Raw genomic sequence first — 23,405 nt, forward strand, 5'->3', positions numbered from 1 at the left:
CTATGGGAGGCTTTCGATGACGATCAGGCTTGTTCTCGCCGGTTGCGGCAATATGGGCTCCGCCATGCTTTCGGGCTGGCTGAAAGCCGGCAAGCTCGCTCCGGCTGCGGTGTTCGTGGTCGAGCCCAATGCCGAGTTGCGCAAGCGTGCCGAAGCACTGGGCTGCTCTGCTGCCGCGGACGCCGGCGCCATCCCGGCGGACGCCGTGCCGGCCCTCGTCGTGATAGCGGTCAAGCCGCAGGTGATCCGCGACGTCACCGCTGGCTATATCCGCTTCAACGATGGCCGAACCACTTTCCTCAGCATCGCCGCCGGGACGCCGGTCGCTACGTTCGAAGGCATTCTCGGCGATCGTGCGCCGATCCTGCGCTGCATGCCCAACACGCCCGCGGCGATCGGCAAGGGCATGATGGTGCTGTTTCCCAACAGGCTGGTTTCCGAAGACACCAAACGCCTTGTCGCCGACCTGCTTTCGGCAAACGGGCAAGTGGCCGATATCGGCGACGAGGGCCTGATGGACGCGGTGACGGCGGTCTCCGGGTCGGGGCCGGCCTATATCTTCCACTTCATCGAAGCGCTGACCGTGGCCGCCGAGAAGGCCGGCCTGCCTGGCAAGGTCGCGAAGCTCCTGGCCATGCAAACGGTCTACGGCGCCGCCTCGCTTGCCGCCGAAAGCGGCGAGGAGCCCGGCGTGCTTAGACAGCAGGTGACCAGCCCCAACGGCACCACGGCTGCCGCCCTTGCCGTGCTGATGGGCGAGGACCGTCTGACGCGCCTGCTCACTGAGGCGGTGGAAGCGGCGCGGCTGCGATCGATCGAACTGGGGAAGTAACAGCCGATTGCGGATTACGCGGGATCGGTATGCGAAAAGTCGTTGCCCTTGTAGAGCAGTGCGGAGCCATGACTTTTTGCGCAAGCATAAGAAAGGCAGTCGGCTAAGTTGAGCTGGGCGGGATGTCCGCGCCCCTTTCCGTAATCTGAAAATGCATGGATTGCGAGCTTGGCATCGCTGGCGTCGATAGGCACAATTTCGATTTCAGCCTCGCGAAGAAACGCCTCTATCGCATCTCCGGCGACAACCGGCGGCACGGCAAGCATCGTCGAAAGCCGCATCGCCGCTTCAAGCACCACCAACGCCGAAGTTATTCTTGCGGGCGCTGCCTCGATGCGGTTGCTCCACTCGCCGGCATCCTCTTCGCCTGAAAGAATCGCGACAACCACGGAGGTGTCGACGAACATCAGGAATGGCCCCACATCTCATCGATCTCATCCTTCGTCATAGCCCGACCATCTTGGCCTGCCTTGGCCTTGAAGTCGTTGGCAATGGCAGCAAGCCGCTCGGCCAAGGGAATGCGTCCGCTCTCCCGCTTCAACTCGGATTCAAGCGCTTCGATGACCGCTTCCGTCATAGAAATCTTGCGTTTGGCAGCAAGCTCTCGCGCCAGTTCGCGTGCGCGCGGATCCCTGATCTGAAGATTCATGTAATCGCCTCCGCCTTCATCGTCACTACAATATAGAGAATTCGTCATGACAACGCCAGTGCTCGGCCGGAGGCCATTGCGACGGCTCACCGGTCGAGAGCCTTACGCTCCATACAGCATCCCGTCCTGCAGCCGGCGCAAGGCGAACAGCCTGGTCGTCGGGTCGGGCGCGGCATTGTCGGCGGTGAGCAATTCGCCTTGCCGCACCTGTTTCAGCACCTTGCCGCCTTCGAGCAGGCCGACGGGCACGGCGCGATGGGCGCGGGCTTCTTCGACGGTCATGGTCCAGGAGCGGTAGCAGGTCTCGCCGATCGCATCGAACGTCTCGCCCGTCGCCAGATCGCGCTTGGCCACGGCGCAGACCTCGGCCACCGGCCGTGGCAGCGGCACCATGTCGGGCTTGCCATAAAGCGCGATGCGAGCGGCCGTCAGCGGCACTTCCAGCGAGGTCAGATGGTAGGGCCTGAAGAAGCTGTAATAGGGGCCGTGGCCGATATGCAGATCGTCCATGCGCTCGATGATGCGCGGATGCGTCGCCTCGACGATTACGAAGACGCCGGGCGCCACGCCCTTGCCGACGGTGTAGTCGACGACGCCGTTCTTCGACAGGATGCCGCCCTGCTCGCGCGGGATCAGCACCTTGACCAGCTCGTCGCGATCGGCCTTGGGGCCGTGCATGCCGGGAACGTCGGGCACCAGCCCGGTGGCGTTGGCAATGGCGCACATCTCAACCATGGTTTTCGAGCCGTCGACGAACTCGACCAGCATGCGCGGATTCATGTTGCGGCGTAGCGCTTCCTCGCGATAGTCGTCGGGAACGGCGTCGTGGTTGAGCGGGTTGTTCTTGCCCTTGCCGGCGGAGACGATGGTGTAGCCGAGCGCCGAGGCGAACTCGATCAGCTCCATGCAGCTCGACGGCTCGTCGCCGGCGCCGACCGAATAGACGACGCCGAGCCGGTCGGCCTGCTGCTTCAGATAACAGCCGATAGTGACGTCGGCCTCGACATTCATCATCACCAGATGCTTGCCGTGCTGCATCGCCATCAGGTCGAAATCGGCGGCGACGCCGGGCTTGCCGGTAGCATCGATGACGACATCGATAAGCGGATTGGTGACCAGCATTTCGTTCGAGGTGATGGCGATCTTGCCGCTTTCGATCGCCTGGCTGAGCTTCGACGGCGTATTGGCCTCCCGTGCCATCGCCTCGTCGCCATAGGCGATGCGGATGGCATCACGCGCCGTATGCGGGCGGCGCGTCGAGATCGCGCAAACCGAAATGCCCGGCATCAGCATGCCTTGCGTCACCAGGTCGGTTCCCATCTCGCCGGAACCGATGACGCCGATGCGCACCGGGCGGCCTTGTGCGGCGCGCTTGGCAAGATCGCGGGCAAGCCCGGTCAAGGCGACATTGGTCATACGAGAGCGTCCACTGCTTTACGTCTTTGTTTTGTGCATGTCGCTGTCCCAAAACCGCGGCACACTTGGGCAACATGCATCAGGATGCGGGAATAGCAGGGAACGGTAACGGTTTGCCAACGAAACCGGCCGCCGGCGGTGTTTTCTTGCGCTTGGCCCCAAAATTCGGATTGCTTTCTGTGAAGACAATGCACCCGGCCAAAGTGTTACCGACGGTCCTGTGGGCCCAACGTCCGCGTTCTCAGATATTAGAAAATGCCTCTCAGGGCACAACCGGCGAACGGGTGCAGCAGAACCGCTAAGCGCCGTTTGAATGGATCACAGCCAAGAAATGGACGGAAATTCTTAGTTATTCCTTTATGCATCCCGGCTTAAATGAGGAATGGACTGGCGTGCCCGTATCTTCAGGCGTTTTTTCTGCATGCGACGAACCGGCAAGAGTGGCAACGTTGCCACTATTTTTGCCCTGTCGTTGCCGATCGTCGTCGGCGGCGCGGGTCTCGGCGTTGAGACTTCGTACTGGTATTACAGCGGCCTGAAGCTACAAGCGGTGGCGGATGCGGCAGCCTATGCTGGCGCTTTGGAAAAGGTTTCAGGATCCGACAAACCAACGATAGTCTCCGCCGCGACATTGTCTGCGACAACGAATGGCTGGGACCCGTCGACAGGCACAATCGAAATCTTCACGCCCCCGTCCTCCGGCCCGAATGTGGCCCAAAAGGCTGTCGAGGTCATCGTTCATCAGACCCTCGATCGGTTTTTTACATCGATATTCACGCAAAATGCGGTCGGCGCACAGGCAAGAGCGGTGGCTCTTATCACCGACGCCTCAAAGGCCTGCGCTCTAGCTCTCAATCATTCCGCTCCGAAAGCGGCGCTCTTTTCCGGCAGTTCGAATCTCAAACTGAACGGCTGCGTCGTGATGTCGAATTCGATAGCCGCGGACGCCATCAAGCTTCAGGGATCGGCAAGCCTTCAGGTCGATTGCCTGGTATCGGCAGGCGGTGTTTCGTTGAGCAACCCCGTGACGACCGTGTGCGCCAGGCCGATAACCCAGGCGTTGCCCGCTGCCGATCCTTTTGCCGACTTGCCGGCGCCACCGGCCACGAACCCCTGTCGAAACAGCAATCAGTCGGTGTTGCAACCTGGAACATACTGCAGGGGGCTCAGCTTGAGCGGCAATGTAACGCTTTCGCCCGGGATATACGTCATTCAAGGCGGTGATTTCAAAGCGAACTCGAACGCGAATATTTCCGGCGACGGAGTCATCATTTATCTGGCCGGCAGCTCCGGCGTCAGCATGAACGGCACGGCCACCATCAAGCTCAGCGCACCAACGTCGGGCACCTATTCGGGGGTGCTGTTTTACGGCGACAAAGCCAACCTGACTGGATCGAACACGGTTAATGGCACCGCAGATTCGCTTTTGACCGGCGCTTTGTATTTTCCAACGCAAGACGTTAATTATCTCGGCAATTTCTCGGGCAAAGGCGGTTGCACTCAGGTCGTCGCCAGTACCGTGCAGTGGTCCGGCAACGCGAACGTCAATCAGGACTGCACGAGCCTTGGAATGCGAGACATTCCGGCGACGCAATCCATTAAGCTTGTCGAGTAATCTTCGTGACAGGGTCAGCAGTCCGGATGTTCCGCAGCGATTCGGGTGCTGCCGCGGTAGAGTTTGCGCTGATTGTGCCGATCCTTTGCCTGGTACTCCTTGGCATCATTGACGGCTGGTCTTTTGTGTCGAACGCGTTGTCGATGCGTGCAGGCGTCAAAACGGCGGCGAATCTCGTGATGCAAGGAGCAGCCGAGGATGCGACTATCCAAGCTGTCGCTCTTTCAGGCTGGGAAAACCATCCCGGCGACGCGCAGGTGACGCTGAGCCGGAAATATATGTGCGGGACCACCGTGGTCGATCCATCTGTCCTGTGCGACAGTTTGAAAGCTCCCGCGGTTTTCGTCGAAATCCAAGCGACAGCCACCTGGTCACCGCCCTTCAGTTTCGGCGCGTTTTCGCTCTCGCGCGAGCTCACTCACCAACAGGTGATCCGTGTTCGCTAAGGCGAGGGCCTTCATACGGGGAGCATCAGGCGGAGCTGCTTTGGAGTTCGCGCTGATCGCCCCTGTTCTGATAATGGTCTTGATCGGCGTCTTCGCATTCGGCTGGGCCTTGAATGCCATGTCCAGTGTTCGGTATACGCTGGAAACGTCCGCGCGTGCGCTGCAGATGAAGAACTCGCTGACGCAGGCCGAGATAGAAGCCATAGCCACGGCAAAATTGCTGACTTTGGGATTGAAAGACGTAGACGTAACAATAGCAATCGACGCCCCCAACGGCGGCTTTCGAATGGCACATCTCACGGCCAGGTATGCTTTCGTTATCGAGTTCCCGTACTTCGATCGGTATCCGATAAATTATGGGACGACTGTCGCAGTTCCATTGGTTGGATCATGAGCGCGTCCAATTTCCTTTAGGCAATAAGGGTGAGCGGCTCAACGAAAGCGGCTGCGTCGGTTTCTCGCGGGCTACCGCAATTCGGCCAGCAACACCTGCGCCTCCGCGAGGTTTTTTCAGAGCCGGCGGCCAGGTCGTCCACTACCCTCGCCCACTTCTATCTCGCCGCTACTTGTTTAATGACAATTATGCGAGGCCCACATGTGGAACTTGGCGACGGAGGGCTGGGTACTCCTCAGGCAAAGCATCCTCGGCTTCGTCAACGACAATGCGCTGAGCCATGGGGCGGCGATAGCGTTTTATGCCACGACTTCGCTTGCGCCGATCCTGCTCATCGTTGTCGCTATCGCCGGCATGGCCTTCGGGCACGAGGCGGCGCAACTCGCCCTTTCGGCACAGATCGCCGGCCTGATGGGGCCGCAAAGTGCCGAGCTGCTGCAGGCGACGATCGAGAACGCCTCGCAGAAGGAAGCGGGAACCCTTGCCAGCATTCTGGGGCTGGTCACGCTGTTCGTCGCCGCATCCGGCGTGTTCGGCGAAATGCAGTTGGCGCTGAACGAAATCTGGAAAGTCAAACCGAGCGGGGCAACGATCTCGCGGCTGGTTCGGGCACGCATTGCAAGCCTGGGCCTGGTCGCCGCGCTTGGTTTCCTGCTCCTGGTGTCGCTGGTCGTAAGCGCTGCAATTTCGGCGCTCGGAGAGGTCATCAACGCCTATCTGCCGTTCGGCACCATCATCCTCAGCGCCATCAACGGGATCGTCTCGTTTGTCCTGATCACGCTGCTGTTTGCCGCGATCTACAAGGTGCTGCCCGACCGCAGCCTGCAATGGCGCGATGTCGGCCTCGGCGCCGTGGTCACCGGGTTTCTGTTCACCATCGGCAAGTCGCTGATTGGCTGGTATATCGGAACCAGCGCCATCTCATCGTCATACGGCGCGGCCGGCGCCCTGCTCGTCGTGCTGTTATGGGTCTATTATTCGGCGGAGATATTTCTGCTGGGCGCAGAATTCACGCGAGCCTATTCGGTCCGACACGGCAGCCGGACCGATTTGAAGAACAAGGTGGAATTGCATGGCAAATGAGTTTACGCCGAAATTCCACCTCGCCGGCAAGGTGGTGCTGGTCACCGGCGCCTCGCGCGGCAGCGGCCGCGCCAGGACAACCGCGCTGGGTGAACCTGGTTGTCCGGCTTCCTCATTCATCGCCGGCGAGCCAACGGACCATGTTCGCCATCAGTCTTCCGTAGAACGGCCATGCGAGGAAATCCTGCGAGAGCCAATGCGGGCCGATATCGGTTGCCCATGCAATCGTGCGGCCGCGGCTGTAGCTGCCGACCGCAAGGAGCGGCCAGTCGGCGCCGCGGTGGTGGCAGGTCGCCAGAAGCCGGGACGAACCGTCGCGCCTGAATTCCAGCTTGTTCATGCCGAGAATCGGCGGCAAAGGCCCCTCCACCCCGGAAAAAATCGGATGTGACGACTGCAGGATGGAGGCCTGCAGGCCTTGCGGCACCTCCATGCCGTCGCAGTAGGGTAGGCAACGGACCGGCAGAATGTCCTCGACCGGGGTGTCGTGGAAACGCGCCGTCCCGAACATGCCCTGAAAGCCCATGTAACCGCCGGCCAGCATCAGCCCGCCGCCAGCTTCGACATAGGCCTTGAGCACATCGAGGCGGTTGACGCCGACACGCCCGGCGCGGGCATCCGGCGTGACCAGCAATGTCAGGGCGCCGACGTCGGAGATCACCACCGCCTGATATTGGGCGAGCCCATCGAGGTCATAGGGAAACTCCGCGCTGCAACGCTCGCCGCCGATCTGCGTGACGGCGATGCCTTCACTAGCAAGCGCGGCATTGAAGGCCGTCGCGCCATTTGTCGAGGCCGCACTTGTAAGCACGTCGCTGCCGATGGCAACCGAGGTCGTCGCTGCAAAGGTTTCGCCTGCAAGCAATATCTTCATTGCCGCCCTGCACTGTTTTCATTCGAGATGGTTTAGGAAGGGCGCCGATGGACCCGGCGCCCCTCTGGAGCTTGAGCTCCATAGAATCAGAACTTGAACTCGGCCAGATTTTCGGGGGTCACGATCTTGGCCGGACCAAGGATCAGTTCGCCGCCGGCGCCAATCGTGTATTCGCCGAGCCTGCCTGCCGTGAACTTCTCACCCTCCTTGCCGGTGATCTTGCACTGCGCAAGCGCCTGGGCTGTCTGATAGGTAAGATAGCCAAGATCGGTGACGTTCCACCAGATATCCTGAGCCGCCCCGTCCTTGATGTATTTCGAGATCAGAGTGGCCGGCGCGAGGCCGGTCAGCTTGACCTTGCCGATCATGCCCGCTTCCTCGAGTGCACGCGCGGCCGCTGGAAGGCCAATGCCTGCCGGGACGATGATCACCTTGAGATCGGGAAACGCCTGGACCAGCGCCAATGCCTGCTGCTGGTTGATCTGTTCGCTTTCTTCACCATAGGCCACCTGCACCAGCTTCATCTTGGAGAACTTCGGCTCGGCCGCCATCTTCGCCTTCATGAAGTCGATCCAGGCATTCTGGTTGGTCGCCGTCGGCGTCGACGACAGGATCGCGAATTCGCCTTCACCGCCGCTGAGGGCGAATGCACTTTCCAGCATCATTTCTGCCAGACTGTCGCCCTTGACCTGATTGACAAACACCGCGCGGGCATCGACAGCCACATCGGAGTCGTACGAAATCACCCTGACGCCCTGCTGAACGGCGCGCTTCAGCGCCGGCGCGACGGCATTGGCGTCGTTGCCGGCAATTGCGATGACCCCGACCTTCTGCGACACGAGGCTGTTGATGAATTCGATCTGCGCCTCGGCAGTCGCCTGCGATGGGGCGACCTGGGTGGCGGTGCCGCCAATTTCCTTGGCTGCCTCCTGTGCGCCGCCAAAGGCCACCTTGAAGTAGGGGTCTGTGTCGAGCTTGGGCAGGAAACCGACCGTTACCGGTTCCTTGGCGCATTCCTGGCTGAACGCCAGCGAGGTTGGCGCGAGCAGAACCGCGGACGCGAGCAGGGCTAATCTAAACGCTTTCATTGTGACTCCTCCGTCAAAATTCGGGCTTGAAGGAAGGGGCCCGAGATCACCCCTTTGTCTCGCGCATTGCGCGGGATCTGCTGAGCAGCTCCTGTGTGGAGCGCCAGTAATTGCCGACCAGCAGCGAGCCGATCAGAAGCAGGCCGATGATCATGCCCTGCGCGTCGCCACCGATCTGGTTGAGCGCCAGCACGTTGCGGATGATGGCGATCAGGACCAGCGCCAGCATGACGCCGGTCAGGCGGCCCTTGCCGCCAAAGACGCTGACGCCGCCGAGCAGAACAATGGTGATGACGTCGAGCTCCATGCCGAGCGCATTGTTGGCGCGGGCGTTGGAGAGGCGCGCGGTATAGACGATGCCGGCTATGGCGGCGACGACGCCCGAGACAACGAACAACTTCAGGACCATCCGGCGCGTGTTTATGCCGGAATAGCGCGCCACTTCGGGACTGCCGCCGAGCGCGTAGATGCGCTTGCCGGTCGGCGTCTTCTGCAGCACGACCGCAAACACCGGCGCCAGCACCAGGAAGGGCACGATGGTCCACGGTATCTGGGTGCCCGGCAGGTTGTTGATGCCGAAATCCACGATTGCGGGGGGCAGCATGTTGACCGAGCCGGTTCCGAGCAGGATGTAGCCAATGCCGCGATAGAGCGCCATGGTGCCGAGCGTCACCACCAACGACTGCAGGCCCAGCCCTGAAACCAGATAGCCGTTGAAGGCGCCGAGCAGGCCGCCGAAGACAAGCGTCAGCGGGATTGCGGCGAGCGTCGGCACGCCGGCCTGGAGGAGCAGCCCAAAGATCACGGACGTCAGCGCCAGCACCGAGGCGATCGACAGGTCGATTTCGCGGGTGATGATGAGCAGCGTCATCGGCAGGATCAGCAATGCCTTTTCCGAGGCGCTCGCGGCCAGTTGCGAGAGATTGAAGCCGGAGACGAAATTCGGCACGAAGATCGCCGCGTAGAGGAAGATGGCCAGGCAAGAGGTCGCCAGCAGCAGATCCCAGAAGTCGATCGAACGGAGGAACTTTTTCACCGCGCCCTCGCCTGTCTTGCCTGCTCGGCGCGCCGTACGATGAAGGTGTCGATGCCGATGGCGACCAGGATCACCAGGCCGTAGACGCCCTGCAGCCACAGCGGATCGACGCGCACCAGCGTCAGCCCGTTTTTGATGACCAGCAGCGTGAGGGCTCCGAGGATGATGCCGAGCAGCGTGCCCGAACCACCACGGATGGCGACGCCGCCGACCACCGCTGACGCGATCACCGTGAGTTCGAAGCCGAGCGCAACGCGGGCGTCGATGGTCGCATAGCGCGATGCCCACAGCGCGCCGCACAGGCCGCCGAGCAGGCCGGCCATGCCAAAGGCCAGCAGAATGCGCCGGTCGACAGGGATGCCGATCAGACGCGCGCCGTCGGGATTGGAGCCGGCGGCGAACAATTCGCGCCCGAAGGCGGTGCGATAGAGCAGCACGTAGCCCAGGCACAGGATGACGATTGCGATGACGACGATCAGCGGCACGCCGGCGATCTTCAGGCCGGTCATGTCGAGCCAGGCTTGCGTGACTTCGTCGGCGCTGATCTGGTCGCCGGCTGCCCAGATCGAGTTGAAGCCGCGGAAGATAGACATCGAGGCCAGCGTGACGACGATCGCCGGGATCTTTCCCCTGGTGACGACGAGGCCGTTGATCAGGCCGGCGACGCCACCGACGGCGCATGCGGTCATCAGCCCGATGCCGATGTCGAGCCCTGGATAGGCCTGGACCATGCTGGCCGCCATGTAGGCCGACAGGCCAATCACCGCGGCGATCGAAAGGTCGATGTTGCGGGTAATCAGCACCAGCATCTGCGCGAGTGCTGCAACCACGAGCAGCGCGGCATCCATCGACACGGCGGTCAGGTTTGCCGCGCTCACCATGCGCGGGTTGATGATGGTGACCGGGATCGCGACCGCCAGCATCGCGGCGAGCAGGCCGAACTCCCGCCGCTTCAGTATGTCGAGCGCCCCTTTTCTCTTCTCCTCGCCAGCGGCCTGTGCCGCCGCATCGGCGCTTTCGCCGGCTTTCGTCGCTGCTTCCAGCACCTTTTCCTGGGTGGCTTCGCCCCTGGCAAATTCGGCCGTCCGATGGCCTTCGCGCAGGACGATAATGCGGTCGCACATGCCGATGAGTTCGGGCATTTCGGAGGAGATCAGGATGATGGCCATGCCCTGCGCGGCAAGGTCGGCGATCATCGCATGCACTTCCGCCTTGGTACCGACATCGATGCCTTGCGTCGGCTCGTCGAGGATGAGGACGCGCGGTTCGGTGCGCAGCCATTTGGCCAACACGACCTTCTGCTGGTTGCCGCCGGACAGTTCCTTCACCGGCTGCGCGTAGCCGGAAAAACGAAGCTTCATGCGTTTCAGCCAACCCGAAACCAGATCGATCGCGCGGTTCGTGCCGTAGAAGCCGGAGCGGGCTGCCTTGTCGAGGACGGGCAGCACCGCATTGTCGAGGATGGAAAAATCCATCACCAGGCTCTGGCCCATGCGGTCTTCCGAGACATAGGCGATGCGCGCATCCATGGCGTCGCGTGCCGAGGCGAGGCGCACAGCTTCGCCGTCGATCAGGATTTCGCCGGCATCGGGCTGGTCGATGCCGAACAGCACGCGCGCGATCTCGGTCCGACCGCTGCCGACCAGGCCGCCGAACCCGAGCACCTCGCCGGCATGGAGCTTGAGGTCGATATTGGAAAAGCCACCGGCGTGCGAAAGCCCCCTCGCCTCCAGCACCAGTGCGCCGGTGGCGTGGCTTCGTTGCGGATAGAGGTCGGTCACCTCGCGGCCGACCATCATGCCGATGGCGGCGGCGCGGCCAAGCTCGGCCTTCGGCTTGACGCCAATGAGACGTCCGTCGCGCAGCACCGCGATGCGGTCGGCGATGCGGAAGATCTCGTCCATGCGGTGGCCGACGAACATCATCGCCACGCCGTGCCGCCGCAGGTCGGCGACGACAGTGAACAGCCGCTCGACTTCGCGTTGCGACAGGGCGGCCGTCGGCTCGTCCATGATCAGCACCCGTGCGTCGAGCGACAGGGCACGGGCGATCTCGACCAGCTGCTGTTCGGAGGTGCGCAACGTTCCGAGCCGGGTTTCGGCCGGCACGTCGAGGCCGACTGTCGACAGCACCCTGCGGGCGCCCGTAAGCATGGCGGCGTTGTCGATGCCGCCGAAGCGGTCGCGCGGCATATGGCCGAGATAGATGTTCTCCGCCACCGAAAGATCAGGGAAAAGACCGGGGTGCTGGTGCATGACCGAGATGCCGGCAGCCTGGGCGTCGTGCGGTGAATGGAAGACCACAGGCTTGCCATCGACTTCGACATGGCCGCCGGTCGGGAGATACACGCCGGCCAGCAGCTTTACGCAGGTGCTCTTGCCGGCGCCGTTTTCGCCAAGCAGAGCCAGCACCTCGCCTGAGCGCAATTCGAAGGACGCGTCCTTGAGGGCAATCGTGCCGCCGAAGGCTTTTGTCGCCTGAACCAGGGCAACGGGGACAGCCGCGTCGTTCTTCACCATGGCGTCGGCTTCGCCTAATGCGCCCAAGTGCAGCACCTTTCCTCCCTGGTCCTGTTTTTTCAATTTGCTATATTAAATGGCTGAATGCCGCAACTGGAAAATTGACTTCCATGGCCGCGAAGGGCACTGTCGCGTCGCGCACGGGTGCGATTTGAGTGCTCTCTCCCACGGCAGTCCCAAAGCTGCCGACGACTGGAGTGACTCTGCGGGAATGAATGGGGAGGCGCCGGTTTTGTCCGGAAAAGGCAGCAATTCGGTCAAGGTGCGGCATTATAACGAGCGTTTCGTGCTTGATGCCATCCGCCGCCTGAAGGAGGCATCCAAGTCAGATCTGGCGCGCGCCGCAAATCTGACGCCGGCCGCGGTCGCCGCTATTGTCGACGGGCTGGAATCGTCAGGATTTGTAAAGCAAGTGGGAAAAAGGTTCGGACAACGCGGATCGCCGTCCACTCTCTACCGACTTGCACCGGAGCGCATCTACAGCGTCGGCATCAAGATCGGCCGGCGCGCGCTGGAAGCCGTGCTCGTCGACTTCGCCGGCGAGGTCCGCTCGCGCGAGTCGCACGAATATCGCTTTCCGGACCCCGACATGGTGCTAAAGGCCGGCAACATGTCGCTGGCCAATTTCGACAAGTTGATCGAGGGGCTTGACGATGCCAGCATCGTCGGCGTCGGCATCGCCTCGCCGTATTTCCTCGGCGGCTGGAGCGAGGAACTCGGCTTTCCCGACGACCTTGGCAGCCGCTGGGAAGCAATCGATCTGACGACGTTCTTCGCCACAAAGCCGAAGACCCCGGTCTTCGTGGAAAACGACGCGTCATCGGCTGCACTCGCAGAGCTCATCCAAGGGACCGGCGCACGGTTCCGCGACTTCATGCATATCTCGATCGACACCTTTGTCGGCGGCGGACTGGTGCAAGGCGGCAAGGTCCACACCGGGCCGCACGGCAACAGCGCCGCGCTCGGTCCTTTGCCGGTCTCGCCTTCAAGCCTCGATTCGGTGGCGGCCAAGCCGGCGCGCTACCAGAGCCTGCTGCATCGCGCTTCGATCTATGTGCTGGTCAATCATCTCAAATCGCGCGGCATCGAAATCAATCGCGTGCGCGAACTCGACCCCTTGCCGCCGGGGGCGCGCGAGCCGCTGTCCGAATGGATCGACGATTGCGCCAATGCGCTGATCGAGGCGATCATCGCCATCACCTCGGTCATCGACATCGAGGCGATCGTTCTCGACAGCATCCTGCCGCGGCCGATCCATCTCGAGCTGCTGGCAAAGGTGCAGACCCAGTTCAACAGGATCAGCGCCATCGGCATCGTGGCGCCGGAAATCGTATCGGGACAATTCGGCCCCGAGGCTTCGCCGATCGGCGCGGCGATGCTGCCGTTCTCGGCACTGTTGGCGCCCGACAGCGGCGTGCTGATGATCGGCAAGGACAGAACGATGCTGCTGGGCAGCCTGTCGAGACTTGCCAGCCAAAGCCAACCAGGAAGAAGCTCAGCGACTTCAACGGGATAGGGTGGCGCTGCAAGGAGCATCAAGCTCCAGGCATCATCAACATCACCTCGCAGTCCGGCACGGGCACGGCGGGCTTTTTGCGCCGGCACCGGAACTTTTAGCGGCCGCTAATCTTCATTCGTCACCGACATTGAAATGCCGATCGGTCCGCGCTCCGCTTCAGTGCGGGCCCAGGAAGCAAGGAGGAACATATGAACTGGGATCAAATCAAGGGAAAATGGACGCAGTTCAAAGGCAAGGCGAAAGAGCAGTGGGGTGACTTAACCGACGATGATCTTGATCGGATCGAGGGCAACCGGGACCAGCTCTTGGGGCGTATCCAGGAGCGATATGGCATCGCCAAGGAAGAGGCGGAGCGCCAGGTTGATGACTGGTCCAGAAGCATCAGCTGAGCCTTGGACGCAACGCCGTCTTCTGCCCCCACCGGGGTGAAACTCTGCCTCGCCCGCCGTGCCGACTGGTGCGGTGGGCTCTTTCGACAGCGAGGCCCCGCGAGGAACCTTTAGCCGTATCTAATGTTCTACTTGCGTGGCGGGCTTCGCCCCGGCGTGCGCCCCGCCCGGAGGCGAAGGAGTGCAATCATGAACAACATTATCTGGCTGGTCGGCGCGATAGTGATCGTAATAGCCATTTTGAGTTTTTTGGGTCTGCGATAGCATCTGAACCCTCTCTTCGAGCTGGCGACCGTCCCCGCGCGGCATGGCCTCAGCACGCCCAAGCTGGTCAGACTTAGGTCCCAAGCAAGACACTCTGGGGTTGGACCGAAGCCTCGGCTGAGGAACGTAGCCGGCTGGCTCACGTTGTGGTGAGCTTTGGCGCGACGAAGATGCGTCCGGGCGGAAGAGTTCAAAGCCAGGGAGGAGAGGCCCGACGCCGCTAACGAGCGTCGGGCCTGGGCGTAAATGCAAACAATCAGCAGACTGTTCAATTCCCATGCCCAGGCAGCACGTGCCGTTGCCGCGCTTCAGGCTACCGGGATTCGCCGCCGCCAGATCAGCGTCGTCGGATCTTACAACGACAATGATGAACCGATCAGCGTTGCTGGATATTACGACGATGAGATGAGCGCTGTCTGGCGGAGCGCCGTCGCCGGTGCCGCACTTGGCGCCACGGCTGGTCTGTTAGCGGGTTTCAGCGCTTTTGGAGCTCAAGACGTCGATCCTGCGGGGATGACCGGCATGGCTCTGGTCGGTGCGGCGTGGGGCGGCTTTGCCGGCGTGCTTCTCGGAACTTTCGCCAATTTCGCCCAGAAGCCGCGCAAGCCGAAGATCGCAGAAGGTGTCATACTGGTGATGGCCCGGGTCGATGAAAGGCAGGCCGGCGCCGCGCATACGGTGCTCCGGAGTTTCGCGGAGATGCCTTCCGGGCCGATGAAGAGGAGCGCTTCGCCAAATTCAAGCCGGCTCCGCGTCCGATCTGGTGCCCGATGAAGTTTGGTTCGCGAAACAGGAATTCAAACCGGAGGCGCCCGACGAAAGCTTGGCAAACCAACACTTTGGAAGCATGCGGGCTACTTACCGTCGTGTTGTCCTTTATTCTTACCGTTCTGTTGGCTGGTCTCATCCTTGGCTGAACCCATGCCCTTGCCACCGGCGACACTATGCCCGGCAATTGGCGAAGGTTGTGGCCAGTTCGAAGGATTAAACCATTCGTGCTAAGCGTTAATAGCTTGTAGCCATAGGAGAGGACGCCGACGTGGACAAACGGGCTGAAGGAGACAGGGAGAAATTGGCCCGAGGCGAGTTCGAGCTCAAAGCCGAACGATATGGTGTGAACGCCTTTCTTCTCGTTGTCGAGCTTGTAAATCTGCTGGAAAAGCGCGGATTGATCAGCAGCGACGACGTCGCGAAAATAGCCGAGGCCGCCGCACTTGCCGTCGCCGCATCCAGTCAACCTGACGTGAACAGCATCAATCTGTTGCAGACCATCGCTGCCGCACGCCGGCCCAAATAGGCTTATATCAATCCGCTAGCGATCGGCGCCAATCGATAAACGCTATGTTGAGCTGATCTCGGTCGAGCGTACGGAGCCTTTCCATGTGCAATGACTACGAGCAGCACGTCGCCTGGGCCGAATACTGCCGGATGATGGAATCGCTGGCGCTCAAAATCCCCAGCCATCAAACCGAACTGGATCTGCCGCAGGCGGATGACATCCACATCAACGACCCCGCGCCTGTAATGCGCGCCGCCGGCGACGCAATCGAACTGGCGTCGATGACGTTCGGCTTTCCCCCGGCCGGGCCAAAAGGCGGACCTGTATTCAACTTTCGCTCGGAGGGCCGGCAGTTCGGCAACAGCAAGCGCTGTCTCGTTCCGGCGTCGGCATTCTTCGAATTCACGGGAACGAAATATCCAAAAACCAAGCACAGGTTCACGCTGAATGGCCATTCGTTCATGGCGATTGCCGGGTTGTGGCGCGAGGGTATCGGCAACAAGCCGCCGACGTTCACGATGCTGACGAGCGAGCCGGGGCCGGACGTGGCGCCATATCACAACCGGCAAGTGGTTGTGCTGCGGCCATCGGACTGGGCGGCCTGGATCCACCTGACGAGGTCCGAGGCTGAACTCCTGCGCCCGTTGCCGGAAGGGTCGCTCAGAGTGGAGACAGCTCGGGCGGGTTCGGAGTAGGAACCATCGGAAAATTGCGCGCTGAGCTGCGGCCGCGCCGCATAGCCACGGCGCCGCGCCCCATGCTCAGAACGAATGCCCGCGCGATATAAGCGCTTCAGCCCGGCTTGACGTAGCCGGCGGTGACCTCGTCCTTGTGAGCGGCGAAAGCTTCCAGGACTTCGGTTTTCTCAGGCTTCGGAATTTTGAAATGATCCAAGGTCCGCCCGAGTTCCGCTGCGACCTCATCGAATTCCGCGGGGGAAATCCGCAGGTCGCGATGCGCCTCCTCGAGGCCGAGCGGCGTCGTGCCGGGCTTGGTGGCGACGAACTTGAAGGGCCCGCCAGAAACGTCGCAGACCCACAGCGTCCGCATGAACTTGAGGCCGGGCAACCTTTCAAGGTTCTTGGTGTGCCATTTGCGCAATTGTGGGTTCTTGGACTTCTTGCCGACAATCGGGTTCATCACGACGGCGTCGCTGAAATGATCGATCACCGCTGCGATGGCGAACACACCACCCAGGCGCTCATATAGAGTCTTCCCCGATGTGGCTTTCTTAGCCTGGGCGAGTGCGTTGTCGGCAGGCAATACCGACGTCGATGCGGCGGCCAGCGCCAGCCCGGCGACAACACTACGTCTTGTCAAAGAGGTCGAAATTTTCATCCCTGGTTCCCTTCGAGGTTAGGCCAGAGCAAGCCGCAGCCTGTCTGGCGGGCTTCATGAAGTGACATTCGGACACGTTGCCGTATTTTTAGCATCGTCTAATGAACTAACGCGCCCTTCGCCCGAATTATTCCGATGGACGGCATTGCCGTGGTCACATGCGTGAAGGTCGCGCGGATGAGGAAGGCTTAAGCACGCGTCGCCGCGCGCGGCAGCGGTCGCGAAGCCACTTCGGCCGCATCGGCGGCCCGATCGATGTTGTTGCGGGCACCGTAGTGTTCCTGGCCTTGCTGGCGGCGGTCGCCCGCGGCCAATAGCCTGTGCTTTTCGAAGATCGCTAGCTTCTGCGGATAGGTTATCCGCACCTTTGCGTTGCACCCATCGCATTTGAAGTGCGCGATTGTTCTTAGTGCAGAGCCCTTTCTTACCGCCGGATGCAAGCAATCCGGACATTCGAATGTGAGCGCGACATCTGATAAGTCTTCGGCTAAGCCCATTTCCATCCCCTTCGCAAGCTCGGTGGCTACACCCTGGCGATTCTCAATGAGCAATTCAGATGCCAAACGGCTGTGCCAAAGCCGGACTAGACCAATTCGCCGCAGAACGTTGCCAAGCTAGTGCGCCTTCTCTGTGCCTTTTGAGCCACGAAGAGACCTAACTTCCTCCAGCAATTCGCGCTCATTGGTAGTCACGTTTCGGAAGATTGCGACAATCATCACCGCCAAGGCTTCGGCAGCCAGGCTTAGAGGGTCAATGTGCTCATCTGCGCAAACCTGATCAAACACGCGTTCACAAATAGCCAAATCGTGAGGGCTGAGGCGAGTGCTATTGAAACGCCGGCGCGACATTTGCGAGCCTTCGACGCCCGCCGCCCTGTTGCAAAAGAAGCGGGCCCTGGCAAGAAACGCGAGTCGTTGAGTGGTTGTTCCCGGCTGCAAGCTTTGCTAAGCCGCCTGCAGCAGGGGCAGACCAGAAGCCTTTCCCCGCACGCATCATGGCGCATGCGAGCGGAGCTGTGCGCCGACCTTGGCATTTTCCTAGCATGGCGAGATGCTTGGCACCTAAGGGATTTTCGAGCGACCGCTTGAACGGCTCTGGCTGCCATGCGCGAGCCGATTTTGGACGGCTGGACCGTTGGACTCACGTCAGACACCCGCAAGACTACTTCGAACCCTAAACGGGGCCGTCGGCTACCGTTTTGCTTCGAGATCAGCCTGGCCGATTTTTGGATCCCCCCAAAATCGCTCGAACCTTTCTTAAGTAACGTTCAATCAGCGACAATCCGTCAACTGTTGGACTATTTTCAGAGCTTCGTCGGGCAGACCGCAGGATCCGTCTAAGAACGTGCTTTGCCGGAGGCGGAACTCACTTCTCGAATTAACTTCCTGATTATTGCCGATTGAAAGGAAGCGGCACTGTCGGCGGGAATGACGAACGAGCCGGGTCCTCCGATCACGTGCCTCGAATAATATTCCGTCGTCGTCTCACCATTTTCAACGTCGGCGCCTATCGGAAGACCATTGATCACGATGGCTTTCCGAAGTGCTCTCTGACGGCTGTCATCGACAGACGTTCCGTCGTTGTTCGCTCCGTCACCTGAAATGTCGATGATCCTGCGCAAGGTTGGGACAGGCAGTTTGTCAAAGGCGTCCACGGAGGCGTCGATGGCGTATGAGATCGACGTATTCGATCCGTGCGGACCAGAACGCAGCCTTCCAGACTTCTTCCGGAGTGCCTTAGCGATGACGGCCGCATCCTTTGCGTCAGAAAGAATGGTCCAGCTCACCCTGGTTTCCGAGGAGCCGCGGCTCGACCATTCGACAAAGGTGACGGCGATCTTGCCGTGCATACCCTCTTTGATCACCTTAAGCACGGTCGCTGATTCCAAAGCAGCCGCATAGCTCTCGCGTTGTAGGTTTGCCTCTATCTGGTTGATAGAGCCGGACATGTCGGCCGCGAGAACGATTGCGACATCGACTTCGTTGATCGGATTCTCAAGGGCAACCTTCTCGCGAATTCCACGAGGAGAAAGACCGATCGTGTGAGGATTTGCGTGAATATACTGGACAGAGACCAGCACAATTTTCAGCAATCCTGCGATCAGTGCGCTAAAGGATAGGACTTGCATCTCCCATCTATCCTCATGAGCTTATTAAACTGTTGGGGGGGCGGTTGATCGCTGACTTCTATTAATTCTGAAGGGAACTCAAGTAGTTTAGATAAAGGGGCTTACTCTCCTAACATTAGCTTTCTCTATATTAGCTATGACTATTTCAAAAGTCAACAAAATGGAGGGAGAGACACGGGGTAGTCAGCATGCCGGAGCGGAACGCAAGAACGGCTGCATAGGAGGACGCCAGCATCTTTTTATTAGCTAGTGCTAATTATCAGGCATATGGTCACTTCAACATGTGGCCGAAGCGGCAACCGGAAAAGGGAATGGCGCGGCGCCGAGCCACTGCCGCGGTCGTCCTTGCGGCCTTTTCGTCGTTAGGGTTTTTGGTTCCCTCGAGGGCGCATGATGCCCCGTCAGGGTGGAGCTATCCGCTGGCCTGCTGTCACGGCGACGCGGAACACGGTGAGTGTCAGCGAATCCCAGCGCGGGCGGTTCATGTTCGTCCCAGTGGCTGGGTTGTCATCTTGAGGCCTGGGGATCATCGGAAGATCACGCGGCAGCAGCGATACTTCATTCCGTATGGTGATGAGATTCCGTCGCAGGATGGCAATTATCATATTTGCCTTCATCCGACCGAAGAGCATGAGAACTGTTTTCTTGCACCGCCCGACGCCATGTGACCCGGGAGCCGCGCTGCGTCCGAAAAATTGCGAGATGCGGGAACGGCGCTGCAAGCCTGGCCCAGGAGCATGCTGGGCCGGGCCCTAAAGGCCGCAAAGACACGGCGAGTCAAAGGGCGATGAAATTCAGGCGCAACACAAATCCTCAGTGACCGAGAATCTGGTGCTGCGAGAGAGGATTGAACTCTCGACCTCTCCCTTACCAAGGGAGTGCTCTACCACTGAGCTACCGCAGCCGCCGATGGCGGGGCTTCTGCCATATCGAACCGGCAAGCGCAAGGCCAAGACAAGGGGCACAAACGGGGCCGGGTTGAAAGGCCGCACCAGGCGATCGTTGCGGACATGGCCGTGCCACAATGTTGGCTATCCCTTGATCCGCACCGGCGGGTCGCCGGCCGGGGACGGGACGATGAACGACAAGACAATTTCTCCCGACAAGGATGGTCTACCAAAAAAGGCTGGCCGGAAGGACCGGCTGGCCGAGCAGTTGCGTGCCAATCTGCAGAAGCGCAAGGCGCAATCGCGCTCACGGCGAACCGGCGGGGCCGACCAGCGGCCGGACGGGCTGCAGGCGGCAAAGCAGAAGGATTAACGCGAATCGGCTATGTTGGTCGCCGGTATTTTGGCCAAGGTATCGTGGGCCAACGCGGGGAAATAGCCTGTTTCTTGAACCAAGCCGGCCAATGGTCTAGATGGGCCGCAACTGACTCAACCGATTTAAACCGGCTTTTCGGCCGAGGGGACGCTCTTCATGGATCGCATCAGAATTGTCGGCGGCAACAAGCTTGCCGGAAGCATCCCGATCTCGGGCGCGAAAAACGCCGCGCTGCCGCTGATGATCGCCGCGCTTTTGACTGACGACACGCTGACGCTGGAAAACGTGCCGCATCTGGCCGACGTCGAGCAGCTGATCCGCATCCTCGGCAATCACGGCGTCGACTATTCGGTCAATGGCCGCCGCGAAAAGCAGCATGAGGGCTATTCGCGCACCATCAATTTCTCCGCCCGCAACATCGTCGACACGACGGCGCCTTACGAGCTGGTGTCGAAGATGCGGGCGTCGTTCTGGGTGATCGGCCCTCTGCTGGCCCGCATGGGCGAGGCCAAGGTGTCGCTGCCCGGCGGCTGCGCCATCGGCACGCGGCCGGTCGACCTCTTCCTGGAAGGCCTGCAGGCGCTGGGCGCCGATATCGACGTCGACACCGGCTATGTCATCGCCAAGACCAGGAACGGCCGGCTGGTCGGCAACCGCTACGTGTTCCCGAAAGTCTCGGTCGGCGCCACCCATGTGCTGATGATGGCGGCCTCGCTGGCCAAGGGCGAGACGGTGCTCGAAAACGCAGCCCGCGAGCCCGAGATCGTCAACCTTGCCGACTGCCTCAACGCCATGGGTGCGAAGATCTCCGGCGCTGGCACCGCGACCATCACCATCGACGGCGTCGAGGCGCTGTCGGGCGCCCGCGTCAGGGTGATCCCCGACCGTATCGAGACCGGCACCTATGCGATGGCGGTGGCGATGACCGGCGGCGACGTCGTGCTGGAAGGCGCGCGGCCCGACTTGTTGCAGACGGCGCTGGACATCATTTCGCAGACCGGTGCTGAGATCACGCAGACCAATTCCGGCATCCGCGTCAGGCGCAACGGCGCCGGCATTTCGCCGGTCGACGTGACGACGGCGCCGTTCCCGGCGTTCCCGACCGATCTGCAGGCGCAGTTCATGGGCCTGATGACGATGGCCAAGGGTAAGTCGCGCATCACCGAGACGATCTTCGAAAACCGCTTCATGCACGTCCAGGAGCTCGCCCGGCTCGGCGCCCACATCACGCTGTCCGGCCAGACGGCGATCGTCGACGGCGTGGCGAAGCTGAAGGGCGCGCCTGTCATGGCAACCGACCTTCGCGCCTCGGTGTCGCTGGTCATCGCCGGCCTTGCGGCAGAAGGCGAGACCACGGTCAACCGCGTCTATCATCTCGACCGCGGCTTCGAGCGGCTGGAAGAAAAGCTGTCCGGCTGCGGCGCGGAGATCGAGCGCATTTCGGGCTAGAGCCTTTCCGCAGGGCTTGTGGCGCGGTTGCACGGACCGGAAAGACCGCCTAACAGAAGGCTGAATAGTCCAACCTTCAGGTGTGAAATCCGCATGGCCCTCAAGCTTGTCGCGCTCGACGATCAGGATCTGAGCATCATCTCGGCGCATGTCCAGGATGCCGTCATGAAGGTCAGCGATCTTGAATACCTGCCTTCGGTAAAGCGCTTCGTGCTGACCATGAATCGCTTCGTCTGGGAGGCCAAATCCGGCTTCTTTCGCCACCACAACGAGCGGCGGCAGGCTGTGCTGCATTTCGACCGGGTGCTCGGCGCCAAGACCAGCGGCATTGCCCGCGACAAGCCCGACGAAGTGCTGTCGCTGCTGGCGATCAGCTTTCTCGCGCTCGACAAGCCGGCCGGCATCGTCGAGCTGATCTTTTCGGGCGGCGGCGCGATCATGCTCGATGTCGAATGCATCGAGGCGCGGCTTGCCGATGTCGGCGGCGCCTGGGAAGCGACGTCGCGCCCGGCCCACAGGGTTTGAGCCGATGGCCATCACGCTTCGCCAGTCCGACGCCGATTTCGAGCAGCGCTTTGCCGCGTTCCTGCTGACCAAGCGGGAAGTCTCGGCCGATGTCGACGCCGTCGTGCGCGAGATCATCGCCAAGGTGCGCGCCGAGGGCGACGCCGCGCTGGTCGCGTACACGCAGAAATTCGGCGGCGGCGACCTGGCCGAGCTCGGCATCGCCGTCTCCAGGGACGACATTGCCCAGGCTTACGATGCAGCCGATCCGCAAACGGTCGAGGCGCTGAAATTCGCCCGCGAGCGCATCCGCGCCCATCACCAGCGCCAGCTGCCGCAGGACGACCGCTACACCGATGCCGCCGGCGTCGAGCTCGGCTCGCGCTGGACGGCGATCGAGGCCGTGGGGCTCTATGTGCCGGGCGGCACGGCGAGCTATCCGAGCTCGGTGCTGATGAACGCGGTGCCGGCCAAGGTCGCCGGCGTCGAGCGCATCGCCATGGTGGTGCCGGCCTCTGGCGGCGACGTGCCGCCGCTGGTGCTGGTGGCGGCCGACCTTGCCGGCGTCTCCGAAATCTACCGCGTCGGTGGCGCCCAGGCGATCGCCGCCCTTGCCTTTGGCACCGAAACGATAAAACCTGTCGCCAAGATCGTCGGCCCCGGCAATGCCTATGTCGCGGCGGCCAAGCGCCAGGTGTTCGGAACGGTCGGCATCGACATGATCGCCGGGCCCTCGGAAGTGCTGGTTGTGGCGGACGGCAGCAACGATCCGGACTGGATCGCCGCCGACCTGCTCGCCCAGGCCGAGCACGACGTATCGTCGCAGTCGATCCTGATCACCGATGATTCTGCCTTTGGCGAGGCGGTCGAACAGGCGGTGGAGCGGCAGTTGCAGAACCTGCCGCGCGGAGAAACGGCGGCGGCGAGCTGGCGCGATTTCGGCGCCGTGATCCTGGTGCCGACGATCGAGGCGGCACTGCCGCTGGTCGACCGCATCGCCGCCGAACATGTCGAGCTTGCCATCGACGATCCCGAGGCATTCCTGGCGCGGATGCGCAATGCCGGCGCGGTGTTTCTCGGCCGCCATACGCCGGAAGCCATCGGCGACTATGTCGCCGGCTCCAACCACGTGCTGCCGACAGCGCGCTCAGCGCGCTTCTCGTCCGGACTTTCGGTGCTCGATTTCGTCAAGCGCACTTCGGTCCTGAAGCTCGGGCCGGAGCAGTTGCGGGCGCTGGCGCCGGCGGCGATTACGCTCGCCAAGGCGGAAGGCCTCGATGCGCATGGACGCTCCGTCGGCATCCGGCTGAACATGTAGAC

The 23,405-nt window shown here is 61.5% G+C and carries 24 protein-coding genes and 1 tRNA gene; 14 read left to right on the forward strand and 11 right to left on the reverse strand.

What is annotated here, in order from left to right:
* Positions 1-16: 16 nt before the first annotated feature.
* Positions 17-832, forward strand: a complete 816-nt coding sequence (gene proC, locus NKJ12_RS08480; protein ID WP_352644226.1) for a pyrroline-5-carboxylate reductase — start codon at positions 17-19, stop codon at positions 830-832.
* A 14-nt stretch (positions 833-846) separates the two neighbouring features.
* Here the strand turns inward: proC and NKJ12_RS08485 are convergent, their stop codons facing one another.
* The 3 genes from NKJ12_RS08485 to NKJ12_RS08495 form a co-directional block, all read right to left on the reverse strand.
* Positions 847-1,239, reverse strand: a complete 393-nt coding sequence (locus tag NKJ12_RS08485; RefSeq protein ID WP_352644228.1) for a type II toxin-antitoxin system VapC family toxin — start codon at positions 1,237-1,239, stop codon at positions 847-849.
* Complete coding sequence (locus tag NKJ12_RS08490) at positions 1,239-1,481, reverse strand: type II toxin-antitoxin system VapB family antitoxin (protein WP_254820546.1); 243 nt, start codon at positions 1,479-1,481, stop codon at positions 1,239-1,241. Before NKJ12_RS08490 ends, NKJ12_RS08485 begins: the two co-directional genes overlap by 1 nt.
* 102 nt (positions 1,482-1,583) lie before the next feature.
* Positions 1,584-2,897 (reverse strand): NAD(P)H-dependent oxidoreductase, encoded by a 1,314-nt coding sequence (locus NKJ12_RS08495; RefSeq protein ID WP_352644230.1) that lies wholly within the window; start codon positions 2,895-2,897, stop codon positions 1,584-1,586.
* Positions 2,898-3,318: 421 nt separating this feature from the next.
* On the opposite strand from NKJ12_RS08495, the gene NKJ12_RS08500 reads away from it, so the two are divergent.
* The 4 genes from NKJ12_RS08500 (at position 3,319) to NKJ12_RS08515 (ending at position 6,435) form a co-directional block, all read left to right on the forward strand.
* Positions 3,319-4,512: a pilus assembly protein TadG-related protein gene (locus tag NKJ12_RS08500; RefSeq protein WP_352702160.1), complete on the forward strand. Its 1,194-nt coding sequence runs from the start codon at positions 3,319-3,321 to the stop codon at positions 4,510-4,512.
* Between the two features lie 26 nt (positions 4,513-4,538).
* The gene (locus NKJ12_RS08505) at positions 4,539-4,958 is read left to right on the forward strand and encodes a TadE/TadG family type IV pilus assembly protein (RefSeq protein WP_352702162.1); all 420 of its coding nucleotides are present in this window, start codon (positions 4,539-4,541) and stop codon (positions 4,956-4,958) included.
* Positions 4,959-4,998: 40 nt separating this feature from the next.
* On the forward strand, positions 4,999-5,352 hold the full coding sequence (locus tag NKJ12_RS08510) for a TadE/TadG family type IV pilus assembly protein (protein WP_254820550.1): 354 nt from the start codon (positions 4,999-5,001) through the stop codon (positions 5,350-5,352).
* Between the two features lie 201 nt (positions 5,353-5,553).
* Positions 5,554-6,435: a YihY/virulence factor BrkB family protein gene (locus tag NKJ12_RS08515; RefSeq protein ID WP_352702165.1), complete on the forward strand. Its 882-nt coding sequence runs from the start codon at positions 5,554-5,556 to the stop codon at positions 6,433-6,435.
* A gap of 112 nt (positions 6,436-6,547) precedes the next feature.
* On the opposite strand, the gene NKJ12_RS08520 is transcribed toward NKJ12_RS08515, so the two are convergent.
* The 4 genes from NKJ12_RS08520 to NKJ12_RS08535 form a co-directional block, all read right to left on the reverse strand.
* Positions 6,548-7,309, reverse strand: a complete 762-nt coding sequence (locus NKJ12_RS08520; RefSeq protein ID WP_352702167.1) for a glutamine amidotransferase — start codon at positions 7,307-7,309, stop codon at positions 6,548-6,550.
* Positions 7,310-7,395: 86 nt separating this feature from the next.
* A complete protein-coding gene (locus NKJ12_RS08525) occupies positions 7,396-8,397 on the reverse strand; it encodes a rhamnose ABC transporter substrate-binding protein (protein ID WP_352702170.1) in 1,002 nt (333 codons plus the stop codon).
* Between the two features lie 46 nt (positions 8,398-8,443).
* Positions 8,444-9,433 (reverse strand): ABC transporter permease, encoded by a 990-nt coding sequence (locus NKJ12_RS08530; protein WP_352702172.1) that lies wholly within the window; start codon positions 9,431-9,433, stop codon positions 8,444-8,446.
* Positions 9,430-11,988 carry an ATP-binding cassette domain-containing protein gene (locus NKJ12_RS08535; protein ID WP_502905703.1) on the reverse strand — a complete coding sequence of 853 codons (2,559 nt, stop codon included), beginning with the start codon at positions 11,986-11,988 and terminating at the stop codon, positions 9,430-9,432. The genes NKJ12_RS08530 and NKJ12_RS08535 overlap by 4 nt, the downstream gene beginning before the upstream one ends.
* 196 nt (positions 11,989-12,184) lie before the next feature.
* On the opposite strand from NKJ12_RS08535, the gene NKJ12_RS08540 reads away from it, so the two are divergent.
* The 5 genes from NKJ12_RS08540 (at position 12,185) to NKJ12_RS08560 (ending at position 16,098) form a co-directional block, all read left to right on the forward strand.
* On the forward strand, positions 12,185-13,468 hold the full coding sequence (locus NKJ12_RS08540) for an ROK family transcriptional regulator (protein WP_352702177.1): 1,284 nt from the start codon (positions 12,185-12,187) through the stop codon (positions 13,466-13,468).
* 191 nt (positions 13,469-13,659) lie between these two features.
* Complete coding sequence (locus tag NKJ12_RS08545; protein WP_023677416.1) at positions 13,660-13,860, forward strand: CsbD family protein; 201 nt, start codon at positions 13,660-13,662, stop codon at positions 13,858-13,860.
* A 510-nt stretch (positions 13,861-14,370) separates the two neighbouring features.
* Positions 14,371-14,898, forward strand: coding sequence for a hypothetical protein (locus NKJ12_RS08550; RefSeq protein ID WP_352702179.1), 528 nt, complete (start codon positions 14,371-14,373; stop codon positions 14,896-14,898).
* A 265-nt stretch (positions 14,899-15,163) separates the two neighbouring features.
* Positions 15,164-15,421: a hypothetical protein gene (locus tag NKJ12_RS08555; protein WP_352475876.1), complete on the forward strand. Its 258-nt coding sequence runs from the start codon at positions 15,164-15,166 to the stop codon at positions 15,419-15,421.
* 83 nt (positions 15,422-15,504) lie between these two features.
* Complete coding sequence (locus tag NKJ12_RS08560; protein ID WP_352702181.1) at positions 15,505-16,098, forward strand: SOS response-associated peptidase; 594 nt, start codon at positions 15,505-15,507, stop codon at positions 16,096-16,098.
* A gap of 97 nt (positions 16,099-16,195) precedes the next feature.
* Here NKJ12_RS08560 and NKJ12_RS08565 read toward each other — a convergent pair whose 3' ends face one another.
* From NKJ12_RS08565 to NKJ12_RS08580, 4 genes are all read right to left on the reverse strand, one after another.
* Complete coding sequence (locus NKJ12_RS08565) at positions 16,196-16,741, reverse strand: group I truncated hemoglobin (protein WP_352475878.1); 546 nt, start codon at positions 16,739-16,741, stop codon at positions 16,196-16,198.
* Positions 16,742-16,929: 188 nt separating this feature from the next.
* The gene (locus tag NKJ12_RS08570; protein ID WP_352702183.1) at positions 16,930-17,304 is read right to left on the reverse strand and encodes a hypothetical protein; all 375 of its coding nucleotides are present in this window, start codon (positions 17,302-17,304) and stop codon (positions 16,930-16,932) included.
* 773 nt (positions 17,305-18,077) lie between these two features.
* The gene (locus NKJ12_RS08575; RefSeq protein WP_352493809.1) at positions 18,078-18,869 is read right to left on the reverse strand and encodes a DUF1194 domain-containing protein; all 792 of its coding nucleotides are present in this window, start codon (positions 18,867-18,869) and stop codon (positions 18,078-18,080) included.
* A gap of 829 nt (positions 18,870-19,698) precedes the next feature.
* Positions 19,699-19,773, reverse strand: a tRNA-Thr gene (locus tag NKJ12_RS08580).
* A 173-nt stretch (positions 19,774-19,946) separates the two neighbouring features.
* On the opposite strand from NKJ12_RS08580, the gene NKJ12_RS08585 reads away from it, so the two are divergent.
* The 4 genes from NKJ12_RS08585 (at position 19,947) to hisD (ending at position 23,403) form a co-directional block, all read left to right on the forward strand.
* A complete protein-coding gene (locus tag NKJ12_RS08585) occupies positions 19,947-20,129 on the forward strand; it encodes a hypothetical protein (protein WP_352702185.1) in 183 nt (60 codons plus the stop codon).
* A 159-nt stretch (positions 20,130-20,288) separates the two neighbouring features.
* Entirely contained in the window at positions 20,289-21,581 is a 1,293-nt protein-coding gene (murA, locus tag NKJ12_RS08590) for a UDP-N-acetylglucosamine 1-carboxyvinyltransferase (RefSeq protein WP_023719441.1), read from the forward strand.
* Positions 21,582-21,674: 93 nt separating this feature from the next.
* On the forward strand, positions 21,675-22,106 hold the full coding sequence (locus NKJ12_RS08595) for a DUF2948 family protein (protein WP_352702188.1): 432 nt from the start codon (positions 21,675-21,677) through the stop codon (positions 22,104-22,106).
* Between the two features lie 4 nt (positions 22,107-22,110).
* Positions 22,111-23,403, forward strand: a complete 1,293-nt coding sequence (gene hisD / locus NKJ12_RS08600; protein ID WP_352702190.1) for a histidinol dehydrogenase — start codon at positions 22,111-22,113, stop codon at positions 23,401-23,403.
* Positions 23,404-23,405: the final 2 nt, after the last annotated feature.

Origin of the sequence: Mesorhizobium sp. M0195, from assembly GCF_040322115.1 — a bacterium.
In the GTDB taxonomy this organism is placed as follows: Bacteria; Pseudomonadota; Alphaproteobacteria; order Rhizobiales; family Rhizobiaceae; genus Mesorhizobium.

Coding starts and splice junctions, on each gene's coding strand:
- proC (WP_352644226.1), top strand. CDS start 17: ATGACGATCAGGCTTGTTCTCGCCGGTTGCGGCAATATGGGCTCCGCC.
- NKJ12_RS08485 (WP_352644228.1), bottom strand. CDS start 1,239: ATGTTCGTCGACACCTCCGTGGTTGTCGCGATTCTTTCAGGCGAAGAG.
- NKJ12_RS08490 (WP_254820546.1), bottom strand. CDS start 1,481: ATGAATCTTCAGATCAGGGATCCGCGCGCACGCGAACTGGCGCGAGAG.
- NKJ12_RS08495 (WP_352644230.1), bottom strand. CDS start 2,897: ATGACCAATGTCGCCTTGACCGGGCTTGCCCGCGATCTTGCCAAGCGC.
- NKJ12_RS08500 (WP_352702160.1), top strand. CDS start 3,319: ATGCGACGAACCGGCAAGAGTGGCAACGTTGCCACTATTTTTGCCCTG.
- NKJ12_RS08505 (WP_352702162.1), top strand. CDS start 4,539: ATGTTCCGCAGCGATTCGGGTGCTGCCGCGGTAGAGTTTGCGCTGATT.
- NKJ12_RS08515 (WP_352702165.1), top strand. CDS start 5,554: ATGTGGAACTTGGCGACGGAGGGCTGGGTACTCCTCAGGCAAAGCATC.
- NKJ12_RS08520 (WP_352702167.1), bottom strand. CDS start 7,309: ATGAAGATATTGCTTGCAGGCGAAACCTTTGCAGCGACGACCTCGGTT.
- NKJ12_RS08525 (WP_352702170.1), bottom strand. CDS start 8,397: ATGAAAGCGTTTAGATTAGCCCTGCTCGCGTCCGCGGTTCTGCTCGCG.
- NKJ12_RS08545 (WP_023677416.1), top strand. CDS start 13,660: ATGAACTGGGATCAAATCAAGGGAAAATGGACGCAGTTCAAAGGCAAG.
- NKJ12_RS08550 (WP_352702179.1), top strand. CDS start 14,371: ATGCAAACAATCAGCAGACTGTTCAATTCCCATGCCCAGGCAGCACGT.
- NKJ12_RS08560 (WP_352702181.1), top strand. CDS start 15,505: ATGTGCAATGACTACGAGCAGCACGTCGCCTGGGCCGAATACTGCCGG.
- NKJ12_RS08565 (WP_352475878.1), bottom strand. CDS start 16,741: ATGAAAATTTCGACCTCTTTGACAAGACGTAGTGTTGTCGCCGGGCTG.
- NKJ12_RS08575 (WP_352493809.1), bottom strand. CDS start 18,869: ATGCAAGTCCTATCCTTTAGCGCACTGATCGCAGGATTGCTGAAAATT.
- NKJ12_RS08585 (WP_352702185.1), top strand. CDS start 19,947: ATGAACGACAAGACAATTTCTCCCGACAAGGATGGTCTACCAAAAAAG.
- murA (WP_023719441.1), top strand. CDS start 20,289: ATGGATCGCATCAGAATTGTCGGCGGCAACAAGCTTGCCGGAAGCATC.
- NKJ12_RS08595 (WP_352702188.1), top strand. CDS start 21,675: ATGGCCCTCAAGCTTGTCGCGCTCGACGATCAGGATCTGAGCATCATC.
- hisD (WP_352702190.1), top strand. CDS start 22,111: ATGGCCATCACGCTTCGCCAGTCCGACGCCGATTTCGAGCAGCGCTTT.